20 protein-coding genes are annotated in these 22551 nt (G+C 70.1%); 8 read left to right on the top strand and 12 right to left on the bottom strand.

The window, feature by feature from the left end; genetic code table 11:
• Positions 1–35 precede the first annotated feature (35 nt).
• From ACWCPY_RS02690 to ACWCPY_RS02680, 3 genes are read right to left on the bottom strand one after another with little or no spacing between them, the layout of a single operon-like run.
• Positions 36–896 (bottom strand): HAD family hydrolase, encoded by an 861-nt coding sequence (locus ACWCPY_RS02690; protein WP_451262484.1) that lies wholly within the window; start codon positions 894–896, stop codon positions 36–38.
• Positions 893–3445 carry a phosphoribosyltransferase gene (locus ACWCPY_RS02685; RefSeq protein ID WP_451262483.1) on the bottom strand — a complete coding sequence of 851 codons (2553 nt, stop codon included), beginning with the start codon at positions 3443–3445 and terminating at the stop codon, positions 893–895. The genes ACWCPY_RS02690 and ACWCPY_RS02685 overlap by 4 nt, the downstream gene beginning before the upstream one ends.
• Positions 3442–4605 (bottom strand): HpcH/HpaI aldolase/citrate lyase family protein, encoded by a 1164-nt coding sequence (locus tag ACWCPY_RS02680; RefSeq protein ID WP_451262482.1) that lies wholly within the window; start codon positions 4603–4605, stop codon positions 3442–3444. The genes ACWCPY_RS02685 and ACWCPY_RS02680 overlap by 4 nt, the downstream gene beginning before the upstream one ends.
• Positions 4606–4825: 220 nt before the next feature.
• Between ACWCPY_RS02680 and ACWCPY_RS02675 the strand changes: the two genes are divergently transcribed.
• Positions 4826–5713 carry a TerD family protein gene (locus tag ACWCPY_RS02675; RefSeq protein WP_451262481.1) on the top strand — a complete coding sequence of 296 codons (888 nt, stop codon included), beginning with the start codon at positions 4826–4828 and terminating at the stop codon, positions 5711–5713.
• A 48-nt stretch (positions 5714–5761) separates the two neighbouring features.
• On the opposite strand, the gene ACWCPY_RS02670 is transcribed toward ACWCPY_RS02675, so the two are convergent.
• The 6 genes from ACWCPY_RS02670 to ACWCPY_RS02645 all read right to left on the bottom strand — a co-directional run bounded on the left by ACWCPY_RS02670 (position 5762) and on the right by ACWCPY_RS02645 (position 10436).
• On the bottom strand, positions 5762–6496 hold the full coding sequence (locus tag ACWCPY_RS02670) for a TerD family protein (protein WP_451262480.1): 735 nt from the start codon (positions 6494–6496) through the stop codon (positions 5762–5764).
• Positions 6497–6669: 173 nt separating this feature from the next.
• Positions 6670–7812 carry a DUF475 domain-containing protein gene (locus ACWCPY_RS02665; RefSeq protein WP_451262479.1) on the bottom strand — a complete coding sequence of 381 codons (1143 nt, stop codon included), beginning with the start codon at positions 7810–7812 and terminating at the stop codon, positions 6670–6672.
• A 70-nt stretch (positions 7813–7882) separates the two neighbouring features.
• Positions 7883–8458, bottom strand: a complete 576-nt coding sequence (locus ACWCPY_RS02660) for a TerD family protein (protein WP_451262478.1) — start codon at positions 8456–8458, stop codon at positions 7883–7885.
• 171 nt (positions 8459–8629) lie between these two features.
• Positions 8630–9205 (bottom strand): TerD family protein, encoded by a 576-nt coding sequence (locus ACWCPY_RS02655; RefSeq protein ID WP_072483704.1) that lies wholly within the window; start codon positions 9203–9205, stop codon positions 8630–8632.
• A 146-nt stretch (positions 9206–9351) separates the two neighbouring features.
• Complete coding sequence (locus ACWCPY_RS02650; RefSeq protein ID WP_451262477.1) at positions 9352–9810, bottom strand: peroxiredoxin; 459 nt, start codon at positions 9808–9810, stop codon at positions 9352–9354.
• 188 nt (positions 9811–9998) lie between these two features.
• Positions 9999–10436: a DUF3052 domain-containing protein gene (locus tag ACWCPY_RS02645; protein ID WP_072483487.1), complete on the bottom strand. Its 438-nt coding sequence runs from the start codon at positions 10434–10436 to the stop codon at positions 9999–10001.
• Positions 10437–10907: 471 nt separating this feature from the next.
• On the opposite strand from ACWCPY_RS02645, the gene aceE reads away from it, so the two are divergent.
• Entirely contained in the window at positions 10908–13649 is a 2742-nt protein-coding gene (gene aceE / locus ACWCPY_RS02640) for a pyruvate dehydrogenase (acetyl-transferring), homodimeric type (RefSeq protein WP_451262476.1), read from the top strand.
• 84 nt (positions 13650–13733) lie between these two features.
• Here aceE and ACWCPY_RS02635 read toward each other — a convergent pair whose 3' ends face one another.
• Positions 13734–14096, bottom strand: coding sequence for a peptidase inhibitor family I36 protein (locus ACWCPY_RS02635; protein ID WP_451262475.1), 363 nt, complete (start codon positions 14094–14096; stop codon positions 13734–13736).
• A 201-nt stretch (positions 14097–14297) separates the two neighbouring features.
• Positions 14298–15908, bottom strand: a complete 1611-nt coding sequence (locus ACWCPY_RS02630) for an MFS transporter (protein WP_451262474.1) — start codon at positions 15906–15908, stop codon at positions 14298–14300.
• A gap of 117 nt (positions 15909–16025) precedes the next feature.
• On the opposite strand from ACWCPY_RS02630, the gene ACWCPY_RS02625 reads away from it, so the two are divergent.
• From ACWCPY_RS02625 to ACWCPY_RS02605, 5 genes are all read left to right on the top strand, one after another.
• On the top strand, positions 16026–16691 hold the full coding sequence (locus ACWCPY_RS02625; RefSeq protein WP_451262473.1) for a TetR family transcriptional regulator: 666 nt from the start codon (positions 16026–16028) through the stop codon (positions 16689–16691).
• 230 nt (positions 16692–16921) lie between these two features.
• Entirely contained in the window at positions 16922–18133 is a 1212-nt protein-coding gene (locus ACWCPY_RS02620) for an alpha/beta hydrolase (protein WP_451262472.1), read from the top strand.
• A gap of 85 nt (positions 18134–18218) precedes the next feature.
• The gene (locus ACWCPY_RS02615) at positions 18219–19187 is read left to right on the top strand and encodes a DUF4429 domain-containing protein (RefSeq protein ID WP_451262471.1); all 969 of its coding nucleotides are present in this window, start codon (positions 18219–18221) and stop codon (positions 19185–19187) included.
• A 118-nt stretch (positions 19188–19305) separates the two neighbouring features.
• Positions 19306–20640 carry a sensor histidine kinase gene (locus tag ACWCPY_RS02610; RefSeq protein ID WP_451262470.1) on the top strand — a complete coding sequence of 445 codons (1335 nt, stop codon included), beginning with the start codon at positions 19306–19308 and terminating at the stop codon, positions 20638–20640.
• Positions 20637–21320, top strand: coding sequence for a response regulator (locus ACWCPY_RS02605; protein ID WP_403780506.1), 684 nt, complete (start codon positions 20637–20639; stop codon positions 21318–21320). Before ACWCPY_RS02610 ends, ACWCPY_RS02605 begins: the two co-directional genes overlap by 4 nt.
• Before the next feature lie 22 nt (positions 21321–21342).
• Here ACWCPY_RS02605 and ACWCPY_RS02600 read toward each other — a convergent pair whose 3' ends face one another.
• The gene (locus ACWCPY_RS02600) at positions 21343–21714 is read right to left on the bottom strand and encodes a hypothetical protein (protein WP_451262469.1); all 372 of its coding nucleotides are present in this window, start codon (positions 21712–21714) and stop codon (positions 21343–21345) included.
• A gap of 209 nt (positions 21715–21923) precedes the next feature.
• On the opposite strand from ACWCPY_RS02600, the gene ACWCPY_RS02595 reads away from it, so the two are divergent.
• Positions 21924–22418: a DUF3995 domain-containing protein gene (locus tag ACWCPY_RS02595; RefSeq protein WP_451262468.1), complete on the top strand. Its 495-nt coding sequence runs from the start codon at positions 21924–21926 to the stop codon at positions 22416–22418.
• Positions 22419–22551 lie beyond the last annotated feature (133 nt).

Genomic DNA, 22551 nt, shown 5'->3' with positions numbered 1-22551 from the left:
GCAGCGTCGATCGGCCGGGGCGCCTTCGCCCGGCGTCAGGACGATCTTGCCTCGCCCGCGGCCCGGAGGAGGTGCCGGAGGATCTCCTCGCCCGCCGCCACGCCGTGCGCGGCCGTCGCCTCGGCGTGCGGGGCGCTCCAGCCGCTGTCGGCCAGTTCGCCGTGGGCCGGGCGCCAGGCGCGGTCGGCGGCGAGGAGCAGGTCGGCGTCCAGGAGGCTGTCACCGGCGGCGAGGGTGAGCGTGGCGCCGGTGCGCCGGGCCACCTCCTCCATGGCTGCGCTCTTGGTCAGCGGGCCCGGAACGGCATAGATCTTGCGGCCCTGGAGGGAGACCGTCCAGCCGCGTGTCCGCGCCCACTCCCCCAGTTCCTCGGCCCAGCCCGCGGGCAGCAGCGGGCGTTCCACGACGAGGTAGGCGAAGAGGTCCTCGGCGACCCGTTCCTTGAGCAGCCAGGCGGGGTCGGCCGCGGCCAGGAGGTGGGCGCGGACCTCGGCGAGGGAGGCGCATTCGTCGGCGAGCCTGCGGGCCACCTGCCGCTGCCAGCCGGGGTCGGACTCGCCGTCGACGAGCAGGTGTCCCCCGTTGGCGCAGATCGCGAACCGGGTTGCGGGGCCGGGCAGGTGGATGCGTCCGTACTGTTCGCGGGTGCGGGTGGTCGTCGGGACGAAGACCGTGGTGCGGGCCAGTTCGACGAGCAGCTCCGCGGCCGTCTCCGTCAGGTAGGAGAGCGGCTTGCGGTCGTAGACCTCCACGCAGAGCAGCCGGGGGGCCTCGGCGTCCGGCACGGCGAGCCGGAGCGCGGCCGAGGAGTAGATCAGGGTCCGGTCGAGGTCGCTGGCGACCAGGGTCACGGGGGCGCCGGACTCGGCCTTCGCCCGGGCCGCGGGGGCGGTCACTTCGACTCCACCGCCTTGCCGTCCGCGCCCGTCGCGCCCCTGGTGTACTTCGGGTGGATCAGTCCGACGCAGGTGTACGGGAGTCCGTCGACCTCCTCCACGGGTACGCCCCGCTGCTCGGCCAGCAGCCGGATGTGTCCGAGGTCCGCGCCCGCGCCGCGCTTGGCGAGGATCTTCCACGGGACGCGGCGCAGCAGCACCCGGGTCGTCTCGCCGACGCCCGGCTTGACGAGGTTGACGTCGTGGATGCCGTACTCCTCGCTGATGCGTTCCACGGCGGCCCAGCCCTCCCAGGTGGGTGCGCGGTCGGCCGCGAGCAACTCCTTGACCTCGGCGTCCACGGCGTCGGCGACCTCGTCGAAGTGCGCGGCGACGGTGTCGAGGAAGTGACCGGAGACATCGGTGCCGGCGAGCTCCCGGTAGAACTTCGCGCCGTGGAAGTCCTCGGGGCCCACCAGGTCGGAACGGAGGACGGTCCGTGAGATCAGCCCGGAGACGGTGGAGTTGAGGCAGGCGGACGGGATGAGGAAGTCCTCGCGGGTGCCGTACGTGCGGACGCAGCCGCCCGGGTCGGCGAGTACCGCGATCTCCGGGTCGAACCCGTCGAACTCGGCGAGCGCCGCGGAGAGTTCACGGGTGATGGCGCCCTTGCCGGTCCAGCCGTCGACGAAGACGACGTCCGCCGGGTCGTGGTGGGCCGCCAGCCAGCGCAGGGCGTTGGCGTCGATGCCGCGGCCCCGCACGATGGAGACGGCGTAGTGCGGCAGGTCGATGCCGTGCCGGTGCCTGGCCCAGCGGCGCATGAGCACGCCGACGGGCGTGCCGGCCCTGGCGAGGGAGACCAGGACCGGGCGGGGGCCGCGCTCGGCGAGGACCGTCTCGGTGACGGTGCCGACGGCGCGGGCGACGCGGGCGGCCGACAGCTCCAGCGCCGCCTTGAACAGCTCCTGGTACCGGTCGGACGGCTGGTACTCGACGGGAAGCGACTCGGCGTAGTGCGCGCCGCCGCTCTGTATCGCCTCCTCGCGCTCCTCGGTCGGCGCCTCCAGCTCGGTGTCCGAGAGGTCCTGGAGCAGCCAGCCGACCTCGTCCGGCGCGTAGGAGGAGAAGGCGGGGCCGCGGAGGGGCTCGGGCAGCATGGGGGGTTCCTGCCGTTCGGGGACGCGCGGGTGGGGGCGCGACGGGACGTACGAGGGGACGACGGCGAGCAGGACGTGGTCGGTGTGGGCGGCGAGCTGTGCCAACAGGCCGTCGGGGGCGTGGAGTTCGGGGGTGTCGGCGGCGGAGTCGACGGCGAGCACCACGGCGTCGAAGCCGGCGCCCGCGACGTTGTACGCGAACCGGTCACCGGGCCCGTCGGCCGGGTCGTCGTGGGCCGGGAAGACCAGCCGGGTCCGTATCGCGTAGCCCGGGTCGTCCACGGCGAGGACAGGGGAACGCGTGGTGGTGGAGTAACGCACCTCGGCGTCGGTGCGCTCCTCCAGGGCCGTGCCCAGACGCAGGGGGGCGTACATCAGCTCCTCGAAGCCGAGGACCAGTACGCGGCGGGCGTCGCCCAGCGCTTCGGCGATGCGGGCGGCCATGGCGGGGAGGGCCGGTTCCAGGATCGCCCGGTGGGCGGGGGTGAAACCGTGCCGGCCGCCGTCGGGGACACCGGTGGGCCACCGGAGGTCCACCCGGGTGCAGGGCCGGGGGCCGGGGGCGTCGGCCGCTCGCGGACCGGCGGGACCGGCCGCTTCGTGCGCGGCGGAATCGGCGGGCTCCGCTTCGTGCGCGGCGACCAGTGCCTGGCCCTTCTCCAGGACGCCCTCGGGGAGAGTGACCGTGCCGGAACCGTGCGCCACCAGGTCGACGCGGGCGCCGATCTCTGCGGCGAAGCCGGTCAGCCTTCCCCGGTCGGCCGGGGACCTCATGTCCACCAGGGCGACGATGACGTAGCGGCTCCGGGGATAGCGCTCGTGCAGTGCGCGGATGGTGTTGAGCACGGTGTTGCCGGTGGAGAATTCGTCGTCCACCAGCACCAGCGGCGCGTCGGCGCCCTCCGGGCCCCGGTCGCCCGCCAGCAGGTCCGGGTCCTCCGGGAGCAGCAGGTGCGAGGTGGCGTGCGAGTGGGACTCCTCGAAGCCGCCCGCCCGCGTCACGCCCTCGACGGGGCGGCGCGTGGAGTGGAGGTACGGTGCCGTGCCGAGCCCGTCGGCGACCGCGTGTCCGAGGCCGGTGGCCGTCTCCGCGTAACCGAGCACCACGGCCCGGCGCGCCTCTGCGTCACCGAGGAGTTCGCGCACCCGCAGGCCGAGCTCGAATCCGGTGCCGTAGACCACGGAGGGTTTCTGCGGCACGTGCTTGCCGAGGACGTTCGACACGAGGAGGTGGGCCCGCTTGGGATTGCGGCGCAGGGCGAGGCCCAGCAGCTCTCTCAGCTCCCGGCCGCCCTCGGGCTTCCCGTCACCGACGAGCTCGACGCCCAGTCGCTCCGCCACCCAGCTGCCCGACCACACCACGTTCGCCGTCTCTTTCTCTTTCGCCGTCCCTGCCGGGTGCCCGCTCATTCGGCGAGGCCCGCGGCCAGCAGTTCCACGAAGCCGACGTCCTGCCTGGCCACGCCGAAGACCTCGGCCCTCAGCAGGGTCCGCTCGGCCCAGGCCCGGTGCGGCTTCACTTCGTTCATCTTGTTCGTGTACGCGGAACGCATCACGCCACCGCCGCCGCGCTCCGGCCGCAGGATGTCCTCCGCGTCGCTGAACTCCTCGTGGCTGACCACGGACAGCGCGTGCACGGGCGCGACGTGCGAGGGGTGGATGCAGGTCTTGCCGAGCAGACCGTTGGCCCGGTCGAGCCCGATCTCGCGCAGCAGACCGTCCAGATCGTGCTCGATCAGTGCCGTGCGCAGCTCCTCGGCCCGGCCCTCCAGGAAGGGGCTGCGGCGCAGCTGAGGCTTGAACATGCGCTCCTGGAGCCGGAAGTACTCCCACACCGGGCCGGTGATCGTGAAGCCGGTGCCGTCCGCGCGGCCCAGCACATTGACCACGTCGGCGATCACGGCGCCGACGATCTGTACGTCGTACGCCGTCATGTCGGGCGCCCTGCGCAGTCCGTACGCCGAGCAGAAGTCGGTGACGCCGAGCCGCAGCGCGAGCACCCGCTCGCGGTACTTGTCGACGGTGCGGGCTATTCCCTGGAGCGTTTCCCCGCGGGTCTCCAGGTACAGCAGCTCGGGCGATTCGAGGACGGGCATCGCGAAGAGGCGACGCCCACAAGCCTTTTCGGCCTTGGTGAGTGCTTCCATAAAGGGCACGCCACGCTCTTCGGTGAACTTGGGAAGTACAAAACCAGACAATATCCGGACGGTGGCGCCGAGCCGGTCCACCAGGTCGGTGATCTGGCCCGGCTCCCGGACCCGGATGAAGAGCAGCGGCACCTCGGCGCCGCGCGCGTCGAGCTCGGCGAACTGCCTGACCAGGTTCTCCTCGGCACCGGCGACTTCGGAGTCGTCGATCGAATCCTCCAGGCACAGCACCATCGAGACGACACCGCGCCCGGCCTGCTTGACGACGTCATCAGCAAGCCGCGGCCGGGTGGCAGGGCTGTACAGGGTCGCCCCCAGGGCCGCCGAAAGCAGGCGGGCCGAAGAATCCGGACCGAACTCGCACGGCTCCTGGAAGAACAGACCCTCCTTTGTGGCGGGCGCAATGTGCCCGAAATGACGCATGTAACTCCCCCGAACTGGCTGACCGGCCGTGCAACGCATGGCCGGTAATAGTACGTACGAGCGGGTGTCGACAGTTCCCCACGTGCATGAATTCCGGGTAACTCGTCCATTTCCCGATGGGTCGCAGCGCCGCGGACCATGCTCTTCCGGCATGGCGCCGGGACACTCGGTGCGACCCCCGCGTTGTCCGTGCGGGCAGCCAGCAGGCAGGATGACGGGCATGACGCACGCGATGGTGAAAGGCTCGAACGTTCCTCTGGACGCCATGGCCGTACGGGCCGTGCTGCGCTGGACCCCGGGCACGGGAGTTCCGGATGTGGACGCCTCGGCCCTGCTGCTCGGAACCGGTGGCCGCGTGCGCTCGGACGAGGACTTCGTCTTCTACAACCAGCCCCGCCACCCCTCCGGCCTGGTACGACGGCTGCCCAAGCGCAGCGTCCCCGAGGGGCTCACGGACACCATCGAGGCCGATCTGGGCGGGCTCGACGCCTCGGTCGAGCAGGTGGTCGTCGCCGCTTCCTCCGACGGCGCCGCATTCGCACAGGTGCACGATCTGCGCATCCTGCTGTACGACGCGGCCTCGGCCGACGAGGATCCGCTCGCGGTCTTCGACGTGCGGCCGGAGACCGGCGAGGAGACGGCGATCATCTGCGGCGAGCTCTACCGGCGCGGCGATGGCTGGAAATTCCGGGCCGTGGGGCAGGGCTATCCGACCGGGCTGGTCGGCCTGGCGACCGCTTTCGGTATCTCGGTCGACGAAACCGCGGCCGAGCCCGGGCCGGCCCCGGCGCCCGTGGCGGCGCCCTCGCCCGGACCGGAGTCCGGGTTCCCGCCCGCGCCCGCCTTCCCGCCGGCCGTGCCGCCCGGCCCCGACTCCCAGGTCACGGTCCAGCACCAGCAGCCCGCGTACGGCTATCCGCAGCCCGCGGCGGCCCCGGCCTCACCCCAGCCGGCGTACGGGTACCCGCAGCCCGCCCAGCCCGCGTACGGGTACCCGCAGCCCGCCCAGCCGGCGTACGGCTATCCGCAGCCGGCCGCGGCCGCCGCACCCGCCCCGGACCCGAACTTCGTGCTGCCGCCGCAGGGCCCGCAGTTCGTACGGTCCTGAGGCGCGGCTCCCTGACGGCCCCGGGTCCGGTACCGGGCCGGGGTCCGCTCAGGTACGGGACTTGTAGCCGCGTCCCCACTGCATGCCGAAGCCGTACAGCCGGTCCAGCTCCGACTGGAACCCGTACACGAACTTCACCTCGCGCCGCACGATCAGCTCGTCCTTGATGTTCTCCACCGTGAACACGGCGCAGGAACGGGCCTCGGGGGCGTGCTCGTCGAGTTCGATCTCGATCCGCGGGCCGTTGCCCGGGTAGAGCGTCACCTTGGCGTGCGTACGGTCGAAGGCCGGCGTCTGGTCGTAGATGTAGACGAAGAACAGCAGCCGTTTGATCTGGTCGCGCTGGTCGAGGTTGACGTAGACGGTCTCACCCGACGGCGCACCGAAGCGGTCGTCCCCGCTGAGCCGGATGTACGGCGGGGAGTTCAGGTCGCCGATGAGGTTGCCCAGGGGCTGGACGACGCCCTTGGTGCCGTCCTTCAGCTCGTACATGCAGCCCAGATCCAGGTCGACATTGACCATGCCCTGGGTGTGGGCCTGGACCACGTCGGGCTGGAAGAGCTTCAGCGGCCGCAGCAGCCGGCCGCTCTGCCGCGAGCGGCCCATGATGTCCGACGTACGCATCTGCCAGGAGAGATTGACCCGCAGATTGCCGGTCAGCGCCCCCTGCTTGGTGAGCGAGACCGTGGCGTGCCGCCGGGAGAGCACGATGGAGCTGGTCGCCGCGCTGCCCGACTCGAACTGTGCCTCCCGCCGCGGCCACAGGCCGTCCCAGAACGCCATCCCCAACCCCCATGCCTCTCGGTAGAAAAGTGCCCCGTCCCACGGCCGTCCCGTGCCCGGGCGCGGGACGCCCACATCGCTGCGGGGCGGCCGTGGGGCCGGGTCCGGATGTCTCCGGAGAACCGTTGCCTCACGGACCACCCCGCTGAGAGCGTTCCGCAATCCCTACCGGGTCACACCCCGGACGGGACTTCCGCCTTGGAACCCTCGCCGTCGCCGCCTTCGGCCTCCAGCGCCTTGTTGCGCCGGACCGAGGACCAGAAGGACCAGGCGATCAGCACAACACCGGTCAGGCCGGTGATGAGCTCGTTGATCTGGTACTGGATGGTGACGAGCAGGAGCACGGCCAGCGCGCCGATGGCGTAGTGGGCACCGTGCTCCAGGTAGACATAGTCGTCGAGCGTGCCCTGACGGACCAGGTAGACCGTGAGCGAACGGACGTACATGGCGCCGATACCGAGGCCGAGGGCCATCAGCACGATCTCGTTGGTGACGGCGAAGGCGCCGATGACACCGTCGAACGAGAAGGACGCGTCGAGCACCTCCAGGTAGAGGAACATGAAGAACGCGGCCTTGCCGGCGAGCACGACGGAGGAAACCTTCTTGCCGCTCCGCTTGGCCTCTTCCTCGGCCTCGTGCTCGCGCTCTTCCTCCTCCTCCAGCTTGTTCTCGAAGAAGCCGGAGAGACCGCCGACGATGAGGTACGTGACCAGACCGGCGATACCGGCGAGCAGGACCGTCTCCGCCTTGTCCGCGTGACCTCCGCCGTGCTGGTGCGCGTTGGTCGCGACGGTCATGGAGGCGACCAGCAGCACGATCAGCGCAATGCAGACCGACAGCATGTCGACCTTGCCGAGCTTGGCGAGCGGACGCTCGATCCAGCGCAGCCACTGGATGTCACGGTCCTCGAAAATGAAGTCGAGGAAGATCATCAGCAGGAACATGCCACCGAACGCGGCGATCGCCGGGTGGGCGTCGGTGACGAGTTCCTGGTAACGCTCGGGCTGGTTGAAGGAAAGGTCGATCGCCTCGATCGGACCCATCTTGGCGGTGATGGCCACGATCACGACGGGGAACACCAGTCGCATACCGAAGACCGCGATGAGTACACCGACCGTGAGGAAGATCTTCTGCCAGAAGGCATTCATCTTCTTCAGGATTCCGGCGTTGACCACCGCATTGTCGAAGGACAGCGAGATCTCCAGGACGGAAAGAATCGCGACGACCCCGAAGGCTTCCCACCCCCCGTAGATCCAAGCTGCGGCAAGGCCGAGCGCGGTAACCGCGAACGACCAGCCGAAGGTTTTCAGAAGCACTGGCTACCCCATCGTGTATGTAACGGGTCTCCCCCGAGGTGTACGGGGCTCCCCCGCGCCGTGCGCGGCTTTACGAAACGTTGACCCCGAAGTCTAGAGCGATGCCGCGCAGCCCGGACGCGTACCCCTGTCCCACTGCACGGAACTTCCACTCGCCGTTGTACCGATAGAGCTCACCGAAGATCATCGCGGTTTCCGTCGAGGCGTCCTCGCTGAGGTCGTAACGCGCGAGTTCCTGACCGTCCGCCTGGTTGACCACGCGGATGAATGCGTTGCTGACCTGACCGAAGGTCTGGCCCCTGCTGTCGGCCTCATGGATGGAGACCGGGAAAATGATCTTGTCGCAGTGCGCCGGCACCTGCTCGAGATGGACGATGACCGACTCGTCGTCGCCCTCGCCCTCGCCCGTGAGGTTGTCGCCGGTGTGCTCCACGGAGCCGTCGGGGCTCGTGAGGTTGTTGTAGAACACGAACCATTCGTCGCCGAGCACCCGGCCCGACTGGCACAGCAGCGCGCTGGCGTCGAGGTCGAAGTCGGCACCCGTGGTGGATCGTGCGTCCCAGCCGAGCCCGACCAGCACCTGGGTGAGGTTGGGTGCGGCCTTGGAGAGGGAGACATTGCCTCCCTTGGCGAGCGTGACGCCCATGGTGTGTGTCCTCCCCGAGTCGATGAACCGTCTGCTGGGCCCGGTGGGCCGAGGAGCCCTCCGGGCCGTCTTCTGAGCGCGTCCGGCGCCGCACGGAGGTGCGGCGCCGGACGGGGTACTGCTGGCGTGACCCGGGCCGCGCCTCGGCGGCGCGGCCCGGGTCGCGCCTTCTCAGACGTTGACGCCGAAGTCCTGCGCGATGCCGCGCAGCCCCGAGGCGTACCCCTGACCGATGGCACGGAACTTCCACTCCGCCCCGTTGCGGTACAGCTCGCCGAAGACCATGGCGGTCTCCGTCGAGGCGTCCTCGCTGAGGTCGTAGCGGGCCAGCTCGCTGTTGTCGGCCTGGTTGACCACGCGGATGTACGCGTTGCGCACCTGGCCGAAGCTCTGCTGACGGGTCTCGGCCTCGTAGATCGAGACCGGGAAGACGATCTTGTCGACGTCGGCCGGGACACCGGCCAGGTTCACCTTGATGACCTCGTCGTCGCCCTCGCCCTCACCGGTGAGGTTGTCACCGGTGTGCTCGACGGAGCCGTCGGGGCTCTTGAGGTTGTTGAAGAAGACGAAGTTTCCGTCGCTGCCGACCTTGCCCTCGGCGTTCGTCAGCAGGGCGCTGGCGTCGAGGTCGAAGTCACCACCGGTGGTGGTGCGAGCGTCCCAGCCGAGACCGACGATGACCGCGGTCAGGTTCGGCGCGGCCTTGGTCAGCGAGACGTTGCCGCCCTTGCTGAGGCTGACTCCCACGAGTCCTCCCATTGGTTTCCTTGGGGGCCGGCACACGCCGGCGCCTCCACGTTGCGTTGGCATCCGATCAACGACTGGATCCTAGTGACCGGTTCCCGGCGAAGCAGGCTTTTCGCCGGGTCGCCCGCGGATCCACCGGTGCCGGATCAGAGCGCGTCGAGCGCCTTGACGTAGTCGTTGAGGTCCCGGGCGTCGGGCAGACCGTTGACGACGGTCCAGCGCACCACGCCCTCCTTGTCGATGATGAAGGTGCCGCGCACCGCGCAGCCCTTCTCCTCGTCGAAGACGCCGTACGCCCGCGAGGTCTCGCCGTGCGGCCAGAAGTCCGAGACCAGCGGGTATTCGAGACCCTCCTGCTCGGCGAAGACGCGCAGGGTGTGGATGGAGTCGTTGGAGACGGCGAGCAGCTGCGTGTCGTCGTTCTCGAACCTCGGCAGCTCGTCACGGAGCGCGCAGAGCTCACCCGTGCAGACGCCGGTGAAGGCGAACGGGTAGAACAGCAGCACGACGTTCTTCTCGCCGCGGAAGTCGGAGAGCTTCACGGTCCGGCCGTGGTTGTCCTTCAGCTCGAAATCCGGGGCCTTGGTACCGACCTCGATCGCCATGAAAAGCGTCCCTTCGCTACGTTCACCGGGCTGGGCCGTCCGGGTGCCTCCCACCCTACGCAGGGCTCGCGGCGGGCCACGCAGCGCCCGCGCGGGGGCGGCCACGCCGGCCCCGACGGGTGTACGAAGGCCCCCGGCCGGCTCGATGCCGTCGGGGGCCTTCAGGGCGAATGCGTGGCGAGCGTGGTTCAGCGCTTGGCTTTGGCCGCCTTCGGCGTGACCAGACGGCTGCCCGTCCAGTCCTTGCCCGCGTTGATGCTCCTGGTCTGGGAGAGACCGGCCGTCTGTGCGGCCTCGTTGATGTCGCTCGGCTCGACGTACCCGTCACGGCCGGTCTTCGGCGTCATCAGCCAGACCGTACCGCCGTCCTCGATCAGACCAATGGCATCCACCAGCGCGTCCGTAAGGTCGCCGTCCTCGTCGCGGAACCACAGCAGGACGACGTCTGCGACGTCGTCGTAGTCCTCATCGACGAGATCCTGGCCGATTGTGGCCTCAATGCCCTCACGGAGCTCCTGCTCGACGTCGTCGTCGTAGCCGATCTCCTGGACCACCTGTCCGGGCTCGAACCCCAGGCGTGCTGCCGGGTTGGTCCGCTCCTCCGCGTGGTCCGCGGTCGCGCTCACGGGTTGCCTCCTGATCATGTTTCGGAAAATGCTGCAGCCACGCGCGTGCGCGGGGCGTTGGCCGTAGTCCACACGGGAGCGGCGGATCGCGCAAGTACCCGGCGTCCGAGACCGCCTAAACGGTGACGTTCCATGCCACGTCGCCGCACTGTCGGCAGATCCCCTCCGGGGGCCCGGCGCTACCGTCCACACCCTTTACGTCCTTCCACAGCTTATGCCGTTTCGGTCCGCCATTCGGAGTCGAACATCCTTTGGGAACGCTTGGACGGCTTGGGCGTATGGTTGCGGTTTGGCACGGACCATCCCCGCGCACCGGACGCGAAGTCTCACAACACGGCGGTTACCCCTCGGTAGAGATGACGTTTGCGCCCTCGCGGTACACGATGGTGATGGCGTACTTGCATACATCCCGGGGGCATGTTCTCCCTCGTTCAGGCCCCGTAGAGCACCACCGAACAGCGAAGGAACAGCGTGGCTTCCGGATCCGATCGCAACCCGATCATCATTGGCGGCCTGCCGAGCCAGGTCCCGGACTTCGATCCCGAAGAGACCCAGGAATGGCTCGACTCGCTCGACGCCGCGGTCGACGAGCGAGGCCGCGAGCGGGCCCGTTATCTGATGCTCCGCCTCATCGAGCGCGCGCGCGAGAAGCGTGTCGCCGTGCCGGAGATGCGCAGTACGGACTACGTGAACACGATCGCCACGAAGGACGAGCCGTTCTTCCCCGGCGACGAGGAGATCGAGCGCAAGGTCCTCAACGCGACCCGCTGGAACGCGGCCGTGATGGTGTCGCGCGCCCAGCGTCCGGGGATCGGTGTCGGCGGCCACATCGCCACCTTCGCCTCCTCCGCCTCGCTGTACGACGTGGGCTTCAACCACTTCTTCCGCGGCAAGGACGACGGTCTGGGCGGCGACCAGATCTTCTTCCAGGGACACGCCTCCCCGGGAATCTACGCCCGCGCCTTCCTGCTCGACCGGCTGAGCGAGGCGCAGCTCGACGCCTTCCGCCAGGAGAAGTCGAAGGCGCCCAACGGCCTGTCCAGCTACCCGCACCCGCGGCTGATGCCGGACTTCTGGGAGTTCCCGACCGTCTCGATGGGCCTCGGCCCGCTCGGCGCGATCTACCAGGCCCGGATGAACCGCTACATGGAGGCGCGCGGCATCGCCGACACCTCCAAGTCCCATGTCTGGGCGTATCTGGGCGACGGCGAGATGGACGAGCCGGAATCGCTCGGCCAGCTGTCCATCGCCGCCCGCGAGGGCCTGGACAACCTGACCTTCGTGGTCAACTGCAACCTCCAGCGGCTCGACGGCCCGGTGCGCGGCAACGGCAAGATCATCCAGGAGCTGGAGTCGCAGTTCCGCGGCGCCGGATGGAACGTCATCAAGCTGGTCTGGGACCGCTCCTGGGACCCGCTGCTGGCCCAGGACCGCACGGGCATCCTGGTCAACAAGCTGAACACCACGCCGGACGGCCAGTTCCAGACGTACGCCACCGAGTCGGGTGCGTACATCCGTGAGCACTTCTTCGGGGACGACCCGCGGCTGCGCGACATGGTCAAGGACATGACCGACGACCAGATCCTGCACCTGGGCCGCGGCGGTCACGACCACAAGAAGGTCTACGCGGCCTACGCGGCGGCCAAGGCCCACAAGGGCCAGCCGACGGTGATCCTGGCGCAGACGGTCAAGGGCTGGACCCTGGGGCCGAACTTCGAGGGCCGCAACGCGACCCACCAGATGAAGAAGCTCACGGTCGAGGACCTCAAGCGGTTCCGCGACCGGCTGCACATCCCGATCACGGACAAGCAGCTGGAGGACGGCCTGCCGCCGTACTACCACCCGGGCCGTGACTCGGAGGAGATCCAGTACATGCACGACCGCCGCAAGGGTCTGGGCGGTTACGTCCCGACCCGGGTGGTGCGTGCGAAGCCGCTGGTCCTGCCCGAGGACAAGACGTACGCGACCGCGAAGAAGGGTTCTGGTCAGCAGTCGATCGCCACCACCATGGCGTTCGTCCGCATCCTGAAGGACCTGATGCGGGACAAGGAGATCGGCAAGCGTTTCGTGCTGATCGCGCCCGATGAGTACCGCACGTTCGGTATGGACGCCTTCTTCCCGAGCGCGAAGATCTACAACCCGCTGGGTCAGCAGTACGAGGCGGTGGACCGTGATCTGCTGCTCGCGTACAAGGAGTCGCCGACCGGTCAGATGCTGCACGACGGCATCTCGGAGGCCGGCTGCACGGCGTCGCTGATCGCCGCCGGTTCGGCGTACGCCACGCACGGCGAGCCGCTGATCCCGGTGTACGTCTTCTACTCGATGTTCGGTTTCCAGCGCACGGGTGACCAGTTCTGGCAGATGGCCGACCAGCTCGCGCGCGGCTTCGTGCTGGGTGCGACCGCCGGCCGTACGACGCTGACCGGTGAGGGTCTCCAGCACGCGGACGGCCACTCGCAGCTGCTCGCCTCGACCAACCCGGGCTGTGTCGCCTACGACCCGGCGTTCGGGTACGAGATCGCGCACATCGTCAAGGACGGTCTGCGCAGGATGTACGGCGGGACCCCCGAAGAGAACGAGGACGTCTTCTACTACCTCACCGTCTACAACGAGCCGATCCAGCACCCGGCCGAGCCCGAGAACGTGGACGTCGAGGGCATCCTCAAGGGTGTCTACCGCTTCAGGGCCGCCGACCGGGGCGAGATCCCGGCCCAGATCCTGGCGTCCGGTGTGGCGGTCCCGTGGGCCGTCGAGGCGCAGCGGATCCTCGCCGACGAGTGGAACGTCCGGGCGGACGTCTGGTCGGCGACCTCCTGGAACGAGCTGCGCCGCGAGGCCGTGGACGTGGAGCGGTACAACCTCCTGCACCCGGAGGAGGAGCAGCGCGTCCCGTACGTCACGCGGAAGCTCTCCGGCTCCGAGGGTCCGTTCGTGGCGGTCTCGGACTGGATGCGTTCGGTGCCGGACCAGATCGCGCGCTGGGTGCCCGGCGCGTACCAGTCGCTGGGCGCGGACGGCTTCGGCTTCGCCGACACCCGTGGCGCGGCCCGCCGGTTCTTCCACATCGACGCGCAGTCGATCGTCCTCGCGGTGCTCACCGAGCTCGCGAAGGAGAACCGGATCGACCGTTCGCTGCTGAAGCAGGCCATCGACCGGTACGACCTGCTGGATGTGGCCGCGGCCGACCCGGGCGCGGCCGGCGGCGACGCGTAGGGCCGACGAAGTACGCAGGAAGGGCGGCGGGACCGGGAGGTCCCGCCGCCCTTCGGCGTGCCCGGCCGGTTCCGCGCCGTGCGGTCAGTTCTCCCAGATCTTGAAGGCCCTGACCTGGTACGGGGACCGGGGCACCCAGGTGCCGCCGCCCGGGTAGGTCTCGAACTCGCCGGTCTCGGCGCATTCCGCCGACTGGTACGTGGTGACGGGGCGGCCGGTGCGGTTGGCGAGGGCCTGGACCTTGCTGCCCTTCGGCAGCGGGACACAGCTCTCGATGTCGGTCGTGGACAGCTCATGGGTCCGGCGGGTGCCGGTGAAGTCGGGCTCGTCCCAGAGGCAGAGCTGTCCGGCGGCGCAGGAGCCGAGCCCGACGGGCGCGGAGTGGGCGGCGGTCTGCGGGATCAGGGCGGTGGCCGCCAGGGCGGTGGCAAGAACGGTCGTACGCATGGAAATCGTCCCCCGTGGTGGTGCGAATCAGTTGTGCGGATCAGTTGCATGCACCCTGACCTGCGCAGAAGCCCCCGGGAAAGGGGGCGCGGACCACACCACCCGGATAGGCGACAGCCCCGCCGGACGGGTCCGGCGGGGCTGTTGTACGCACTGTGTTGACGCGTGGGCGCGGAGCCCGGGAGCCGTCGTGGCGTCCGGTCAGATGTGACCGGCGCCCGCGCCCGCCTCGGCGTTCGCACCGCGCTTGGTGAGCGTGGCGACCACCGCGGCGACCACCGCGACGACACCCGCGACCATGAACGCCGTGCTCATCCCTGACACGAAGGTGTCATGGGCGACGCCCGCGATCTTCCCGGCGATCTCCGGCGGGACGTTTCCGCCGACCGGCGCGATGCCGACCTCGACGGCCGAGGACGTCTGGTCCAGCTGCTCCGGGCTGAGCGGCGGGAGCTGCGCCGCCTTCCAGTTGTCGGCCAGCTTGGCGTCGACCTGGGAGGCCATGACGGCGCCGAGCACCGCCGTGCCGAGGCTGCCGCCGACCTGCATGGCGGCCTGCTGGAGACCGCCGGCGACGCCGGAGAGCTCCATCGGGGCGTTGCCGACGATGACCTCGGTGGCGCCGACCATGACCGGGGCGAGGCCGAGGCCGAGCAGGCCGAACCAGATCGACATGGTCAGGGTGCCGGTGCCGATCTCCAGCTGGGACATGCCGAACATGGCGACCGCCGTGCACACCATGCCGCCGACCAGCGGGACCCGGGGGCCGAACTTGGTGATCATGGCGCCCGCGAGCGGCGAGGCGACGATCATCATGCCGGTCAGCGGCAGCAGGTGCAGACCGCTGTCGACGGGGCTCAGACCGTGCACGTTCTGGAGGTAGAAGGTGACGAAGAACAACCCGCCCATGAACGCGAAGGCCATCAGCACCATCAGGACCACGCCCGCGGACAGCGGGATGGAGCGGAACATCGCGAGCGGGATCAGCGGTTCCCTGACGTTCTTCTGGGAGAGCGCGAAGACCACGAACAGGGCCACGGCGGCGCCCAGGAAGCCGAGCGTCCTGTAGTCGCCCCAGCCCCACTCGGAGCCCTTGATGAGCGCCCAGATCAGGCAGAACATCGCCTGCGACAGCAGCACGATGCCGCCGATGTCGAAGGAGCGCGGCGCGTTCTCGGCGCGGTGGTCCTTGAGGATCACCAGGCCCAGCAGCAGCGCGATCACGCCGACCGGCACGTTGATGAAGAAGACGGACTGCCAGCTGACGTGCTCGACCAGCACGCCGCCGAGGATCGGACCGCCCGCGGTCGAGGCGCCGATCACCATGCCCCAGATGCCGATCGCCATGTTCAGCTTCTCGGCCGGGAAGGTGGCGCGCAGCAGGCCGAGCGCGGCGGGCATCAGCAGGGCGCCGAAGAGGCCCTGGAGCACCCGGAACACGATCACCAGGGCGACGCTGTCGGAGAGGCCGATGGCCCCGGATGCCGCGGCGAAGCCCACGACACCTATGAGGAAGGTCTGGCGGTGGCCGAACCGGTCACCGAGTTTGCCCGCGGTGATCAGGGAGACCGCGAGGGCGAGCATGTAGCCGTTGGTGATCCACTGGACGTCTGCGAGCGAGGCGTTCAGATCCTGCTGGATGGCGGGGTTGGCGATCGCGACGATCGTGCCGTCGAGCGCGACCATCATCACGCCGATGGCCACGGAGAAGAGCGTCAGCCAGGGGTGGCCGCGCAGCCCCTTGGCAGGTACGGGAGCGGCGGCTTGCTTCGGCTCCCGCGACGCCTTGTCGACGGTGGTCTGACTAGTCATGTCCGGGAGATTAGTGTCAGCCTCTGACAGTTGACAAACCATTTCACAAGTCGGTAACTGTCACGTAGCTCACAGGTACGCTGAGCTGGACAAAGCAGGAGAAAGAAGGCCGGTTAAGTGACCGATGGGCAGCGGGGTTCGCATCCGACCGGACTGCGCGAGCGGAAGAAGCGACGCACCCGGGACTCTCTGCTGCACGCCGCCCTCGATCTTTTCACCACCCAGGGATACGACGAGACCACCGTCGACGAGATCGTCGACGCCGTGGAGGTCTCCCAGCGCACCTTCTTCCGCTACTTCGCCTCCAAGGAGGATGCCGCCTTCGCCATCCAGGACATGGTGGAGTCGCACTTCATCGCGCAGCTGCGCCGACGCCCCGCCGACGAGGCCCCGTTCGAGGCGATGCGCAATGCGGTCCTCTGCGCCTGGAACAGCATCGGCGAGGCGCTGGACGAGATCGTCACGGTCGAACTCCACATGCGTACGTACCGGATGATCGAGTCGACGCCCTCGCTGCTCGCCGCCCATCTGCGGCGGTGCAGCACGCTGGAGAACCAGCTCTCGCTGCTGATCGCGGGGCGCGAGGGGCTCGACGTGGACGAGGACCCGCGGCCGAGGGTCGCCGTGGCGGCCTTCGGCGGGGTGATGCGGGTGGCCGGTCAGCTCTGGGGGCGGAGCCGGGACGGCGACGTGGATTCGCTGCGCGCCCTGACCGAGTCGTACCTGGACCAGCTGGGACCGGCCCTGGCCGGCGACTGGCGGGCGGACGCCGGGCCGGCCTGACCGCAAAACGCCCGCCCGATGTGCCGCATGCCTCACTTCCGCGGCATGACCGACTTCACAACAGCCGCTCCCCGGCGGCCACATGTGACATCCCGGAGGCGCTCCGCGCGCCTGAGCGTGCGTGTGACAACCACACAGCGTGAAAAGTGCGCACCCGAATTCCCCGCAGCCGAGTGATGTGCGTCACCCTCTTCACGGCTGTCGTCGCGCGTCTCCTAATGTGGGCCGGAGTGACTTCCTTCGACTCCTCCCCCACGCTCACCGCATGGCGCGCGCTGCTCGCCGTCGCGGTCGTGTTCGTGATGCTGGCGACCACTGGCTGGACCGCCGTACGTCACCAACCCTCCGACGAGCCACGCACGATCGCGCTCGCCGCCTGGGCGCGGGGCCGGGTGGCGGGTCATGCGCTGCCGGACGCCGACGCGCCGCCGTACCGGCTGGCCCAGTTCTTCGCCACGCTCACGGCCGCGCAGCGCACCGCGCTGGCCGACAAGTACCCCTTGGTCGTGGGCAATTTGAACGGCGCTCCGGTCACCCTGCGCTACCGCGCCAACCGGCGGGCCGTCACGCAGGCGCGGCAGGTCGAGCGGCGCCGCATGCACGATGTGCGGCTCTCCCCGGACGGCCGCGCCGAGGCGGTCCGCCGGATGCACCGCTTCGACTCGATGCTCGCCCGGGGCCGCCACTTCCTCGCCTTCGACCCGTCCGGGAAGGGCCGGGCCGCCGAGGTGTTCGGCAGTCTCGACCGGGCCGAACGGATCTCCGTGGTCGTCCCCGGCGTCGACACCAATCTGCTGACGCTGGAGCGGTCCGCGCCCAAGGTGAACGCCGCTCCGGTCGGCATGGCGAAGTCGCTCTACGCGGCGGAGCGCGCCGCGCGCCCCGGCACCCGTACCGCCGTCATCGCCTGGGCCGACTACACGACGCCCGCCGGGATCGGCATGGACGCGGCCCTGGGCAACCTCGCCGAGCGCGGGGCGGTGCGGCTGAAGGCGCTGGTGGACGCGCTGCCCGGCGATGCCCCGGTCTCGCTGTTCTGCCACAGCTACGGCTCGGTGCTCTGCGGGGTCGCCGCGCACGAACTGCCCGCCAGGGTCGGTGACATCGCGGTGGCCGGCAGCCCCGGCATGCGGGTGGAGAACGCCGCACAGCTGCGGACCGGGGCCAGGGTGTGGGCGACGCGTGATCGCGGCGACTGGATCGAGGACGTACCGAACCTGGAGCTCGGCGGGCTGGGCCACGGCGCGGACCCGGTCGACCCGGGCTTCGGCGCGCGCATCGTCTCGGCGGGCGACGCGGTCGGGCACAGCGGCTATTTCGAGCCGGGTACCGAGAGTCTCGGCAACTTCGCCGCCATCGGCGTGGGCGCCTACGAATCGGTGAGCTGCGCGGTCTCCGACGGCGGCTGCCGTGAACGAATCACCGGAAGCCAGGGCATCTGACGGGCGCGGGGACCCTGGCGGACCATCGACCGTGACCCGTGACGAGGGGGGACGTGCGACGCAAGTGCCGCATACGATGAGGCACATGGGTGATGTGCTGGCCGGAATTCATGCCACCTGGGAGTTCGACGCCGACTCCGTGCTCATCCGCTTCGAACGGGGGATCCGCACACCGAAGCTCTTCCAGAGCCTTCGTGAACGACGCGTCCCGCACGCGGCGCTGTCGTCGGTGACGCTGACCCCGGGCAAGCGGGGCACGGTGGTCCTGCGTGCCGTGCCCAGGCGCGGTGCCGATCCACTGGTCGAGGCCGCGGCCGGGCAGCTGAAGGACGGCTGCGATCCGTACCGGCTGGTGCTCCCCGCCGAGCGCGAGACGCTGGCCGAGTACTACGCGGACGAACTGCGCGCCCGGCTCGGCCCCGAGGCGTCGGAGCCCGCCGACCGGTTCCTGGTCGCGGCGCCCGAGGCACCGATGCAGTTCAAGGCGTACGACGGCCGGGCCGGCTTCGACGGGGACCGGGTCTCCTTCCGCTGGTTCTGGACGGGCGCCTCCACGGCGAAGTGGAAGGCCGGCGACCAGACGTTCCCGGTGACGGAGCTGAGCGGCGTCGAGTGGCGCTCGCCGGAGGGGTTCGAGGGCTATCTGCGGCTGGTGCCCAGGGGCCTGGAGAACGCGGTCCCGGGGGCGGGCGCGGGCGCGTGCCCCGACCGGGGCAGTGGTGCGGGCGTGGTCGCGGATCCGGGCGCGGTGCCCGGCCCGCAGCCGGTGGCGTCCCGCCCCGCCCGGGCCGATCAGGACCCGGCCGCGGTGGTCTTCGGCCTCGGCTACGGCCCGGTGCACGAGTCGCTGCCGTTCGCCGCGGCCGTGCTGGAATCGGTGCGCAGGAACCATTCCTCGGCCGTGGCTCCCGCGGCCGTCCTGGCGGGTGCGGTGCGGCGCGACCCCGCGGACATCGCGGAGCGGATCCGGCACCTCGGGGAGCTGCACCAGGCCGGTCTGGTGACGGACGACGAGTTCAGCGCCAAGAAGGCCCAACTGCTCGCCGAGTTGTAGGGCCCTGCGGCCGGTCGGCCCGACCGGCCGGTAGTACCCCCGTACGAGAGGCCCGGCGGCGAACCGGAACCCAGGTATGACGCCACCGGGCAGGTCCGCTCCCTAGGCTGGTCCGGCCATGACCACTTCCCCGACCGGAGCGCCGCCGCGCCCGCAGCCCGCCGCCGACGGCCTGGTGAGCGCCGCCCGCCGCAATCTGCGCGCGATGGCCCACGACCTCTCGCATCCGTCCCATCCCCCGGTCCCGCCGCTCGCGAACGCGTCCAAACGGTGGCGGAGACTGCTGCCGTACGTGGTCGTCTTCGCCCTCGCGGCGATCTTCGTCCCGGTCACGCTCAATGTGCTGACCAACGAATACGGCATGGCCGAGGGACTGGCGGGCCTGCTGACCGTCGCCCAGACGGCGCCGCTGCTGATGCTGGCGCACCGCCCGCTGCAGGCGTGGTGGATCGTCTTCCCCGCCGACATCGTGGGGGCGCTGGTACTGCTGGTGTATCCGGAGCCGCCGATGAACGTCTGGCCCTGGCCCCCGCCCACACTGATCTGCTACCTCTTCGTGATGCTGGCGGTGGCCCTGCGCGAGACCCGGCGGACCGTGGTCTCCGTCTGGGCGCTGACCGCCGTGGCGAGCCTGGTCCTGCACCTGGGCGGCACGGACCGCAGCAACGGCACCGCGGCGCTGCTCCCGGCGTTCGGCGCGGTGCTCATGGTGATCGGTGCGGTGATCCGGGAACGGGGCGACGCACAGCGCCGGCTCGCCGAGCAGGAGACCATCAGCGAGGCCGAGCGGGCGCAGCGCACGCTGCTGGAGGAACGCGCCAGGATCGCCCGTGAGCTGCACGACGTGGTCGCGCACCACATGTCCGTGATCACGGTCCAGGCCGACTCCGCGCCCTACCGGATCAGCGGCCTGCCCGAACAGGCGCGCGAGGAGTTCGCGACGATAGCGGCGAGCGCGCGGGAGTCGCTGACGGAGATGCGCCGGCTGCTCACGGTGCTGCGCAGCGACGGCACCAAGGGCGAACGGGCACCGCAGCCGGGGCTCGACCGGGTGCAGCAGCTGGTGGAGGCGACGGTACGGGCGGGGCTGCCGGCCGAGCTGTCGCTCCCCGCTCAACTGCCGGACGTACCGCAGACGGTGGACGTGTCGGCGTACCGGATCGTGCAGGAGGCGCTGGCCAATGTGATCCGGCACGCCCCCGGCGCGCGGACCCGGGTGTCGGTCACGTCCGACGGCGCGCATCTGACCGTCCTGGTGGTCAACGACCGGGCGGAGCAGCCCGATTCGCCGCTGGAGCAGGCCGGGACGGGGCACGGGCTGGTCGGTATGCGTGAACGCGTACGGTTGACCGGCGGCACGCTGGACACCGGGCCGCTGCCCGACGGCGGCTTCCGGGTGGCCGCGCGGCTGCCCCTGCCCCCTGCTGCTCCCACGGTTCCGGAGGACTCTTGACCATCCGCGTGATCATCGTCGACGACCAGGCCATGGTGCGGGCGGGGTTCGCGGCGCTGCTCTCGGCGCAGAGCGACATCGACGTGGTCGGTGAGGCGCCGGACGGCCGCCGGGGCATCGACGTCAGCCGGAGCGTCCACCCGGACGTGGTCCTGATGGATGTCCGGATGCCCGAGATGGACGGTCTGGCGGCGGCCCGCGAGCTGCTGAACCCTCCGGTGGGGGTGGTCCACCGGCCGAGGGTCCTGATGCTCACCACGTTCGACGTGGACGACTACGTGTACGAGGCGCTGCGCGCCGGGGCGTCCGGCTTCCTGCTGAAGGACGCGCCGCCCGCGGACCTGATCTCGGCGGTGCGGGTGGTCGCGGCGGGCGAGGCGCTGCTCGCGCCGTCCGTGACCCGCCGGCTGATCGCGGACTTCGCCCGCCAGGGCCCGACCGGGGCCACCCGGAGCGGCCAGTCGCTGCGGTTGAACGGGCTGACCCCGCGCGAGACGGAGGTGCTCGAACTGATCGCGCGGGGCCTGTCCAACCAGGAGATCGCGGGGAAGCTGGTGCTGGCCGAGCAGACGGTGAAGACGCACATCGGCCGGGTGCTGGCCAAGCTGGACCTGCGGGACCGGGCACAGGCGGTGATCTTCGCGTACGAGGCGGGGGTGGTGGTGCCGGGCGAGGGGTGAGGGTCCGGTCCCGCTTCGGATCTCATTTCGGATCCGCGAGGGTCACGGCGTAGAGACGGCTCTGCGCCTGGCCCCGGTCGTCCGGGTTCCCGGGGTCTCTCAGCCGGTCGGCGCACAGGGCGTAGACGGTGTCCCCGACGCATCGGACGCTCAGCAGCTCCTTGTCCGGCAGGGAGCGCACCGGGCCGCGCCGCCCGGTCCTGGCGTCGACGCGCACCAGGTGCGTGCCGTGCTTCTCGTCGACCAGGAGGGCCAGTTGCCTCTCGGTCGGCGCTCCGCCGCGGATGCCGTCGACGTACATGGTCAGGTCCTTGTGGCGCCACCGTTCCTTCCCGGTGCGTATGTCCACGGCCGGCGTCCCGCTGGACTTCTTGTCCGCTGCCGTCCGGTACATCACCACCGTGTCGCCGAGGACGAGGGGGTGGCCGGTGTTCGGGACGGACCACAGCTGCTTGTCAGGCTGTCGTTGTCGAGCTCGAAGAACAGACGACCGTCGGCCTCGCCGATCGCGCCCCGGGACTCTTGTTCCGGGCAGCACGGGGGCATCCGGGCTTCTCGGTGCTGCCGGCGGCTGCACGCCACGGCAGTGGCATGCTCCTCGCTATGCCTGAAGATCCGCAGGACAGGACAACGCCGGGGTGGTGGGGGCGTATCGCGTGTACATGGGCGGCCGCTTTCGCTGTGCTTCATTTCTACTGGGCGCTCGGTGGCAGTTGGGGCTTGAGCGTCTCGGCGGGACCCCTGGCCGAGGAACGCCCCGGGTGGTTCGTGGTGGTGGGCTTGTGGGGCGTGGGAGTGCTGTGCCTTGTCGGTGGCATGCTGGGATGGCTTCTCGCCTTGCCACGGCCTCGCGGCTTGGCCGGAAGGGCGGTAGAGGCCCTGGGCTGGTGCGTCTGCGCTGTGCTGCTGGTGCGCGGCATCGTGGTCGAGGTGCTGCTGCTGACCGACACAGCTGGCCAGGAAATAGTCGTGAGCCCGGAACAGCGGCTGTGGACGCTGGTGCTATGGAATCCCTGGTTCCTGGTCGGCGGTATCGTCTTTGGCGTGGCCGCAAGGCAGTTCGGAAGAACGAGTCGCCCGACTTGCGGTGCCGCCTGACGGCACGTCCGGGTATCGGACCTGTTCATCTGACTGTTCGAGCGCGCGCGGGGCCGACCACCGCGCAGTGGCGCCCACGCCCTACCCGGGTATGACCCCGCACTTGGCCCCCTGGTGTGACGCCCCCGGGCCG

It is taken from the genome of Streptomyces sp. NPDC002403, from assembly GCF_053593015.1.
The sequence above is the reverse complement of the archived record's forward strand: the minus strand, read 5'-3'. Positions and strand labels throughout refer to the sequence as shown.

Coding starts and splice junctions, on each gene's coding strand:
- ACWCPY_RS02630 (WP_451262474.1), bottom strand. CDS start 15,908: ATGACTAGTCAGACCACCGTCGACAAGGCGTCGCGGGAGCCGAAGCAA.
- ACWCPY_RS02660 (WP_451262478.1), bottom strand. CDS start 8,458: ATGGGCGTCACGCTCGCCAAGGGAGGCAATGTCTCCCTCTCCAAGGCC.
- ACWCPY_RS02610 (WP_451262470.1), top strand. CDS start 19,306: ATGACCACTTCCCCGACCGGAGCGCCGCCGCGCCCGCAGCCCGCCGCC.
- ACWCPY_RS02650 (WP_451262477.1), bottom strand. CDS start 9,810: ATGGCGATCGAGGTCGGTACCAAGGCCCCGGATTTCGAGCTGAAGGAC.
- ACWCPY_RS02670 (WP_451262480.1), bottom strand. CDS start 6,496: ATGGCGTTCTGGGACGGCCTGTGGCCGCGGCGGGAGGCACAGTTCGAG.
- ACWCPY_RS02680 (WP_451262482.1), bottom strand. CDS start 4,605: ATGCGTCATTTCGGGCACATTGCGCCCGCCACAAAGGAGGGTCTGTTC.
- ACWCPY_RS02615 (WP_451262471.1), top strand. CDS start 18,219: ATGGGTGATGTGCTGGCCGGAATTCATGCCACCTGGGAGTTCGACGCC.
- ACWCPY_RS02600 (WP_451262469.1), bottom strand. CDS start 21,714: ATGTACCGGACGGCAGCGGACAAGAAGTCCAGCGGGACGCCGGCCGTG.
- ACWCPY_RS02635 (WP_451262475.1), bottom strand. CDS start 14,096: ATGCGTACGACCGTTCTTGCCACCGCCCTGGCGGCCACCGCCCTGATC.
- ACWCPY_RS02595 (WP_451262468.1), top strand. CDS start 21,924: ATGCCTGAAGATCCGCAGGACAGGACAACGCCGGGGTGGTGGGGGCGT.
- ACWCPY_RS02685 (WP_451262483.1), bottom strand. CDS start 3,445: ATGAGCGGGCACCCGGCAGGGACGGCGAAAGAGAAAGAGACGGCGAAC.
- ACWCPY_RS02675 (WP_451262481.1), top strand. CDS start 4,826: ATGACGCACGCGATGGTGAAAGGCTCGAACGTTCCTCTGGACGCCATG.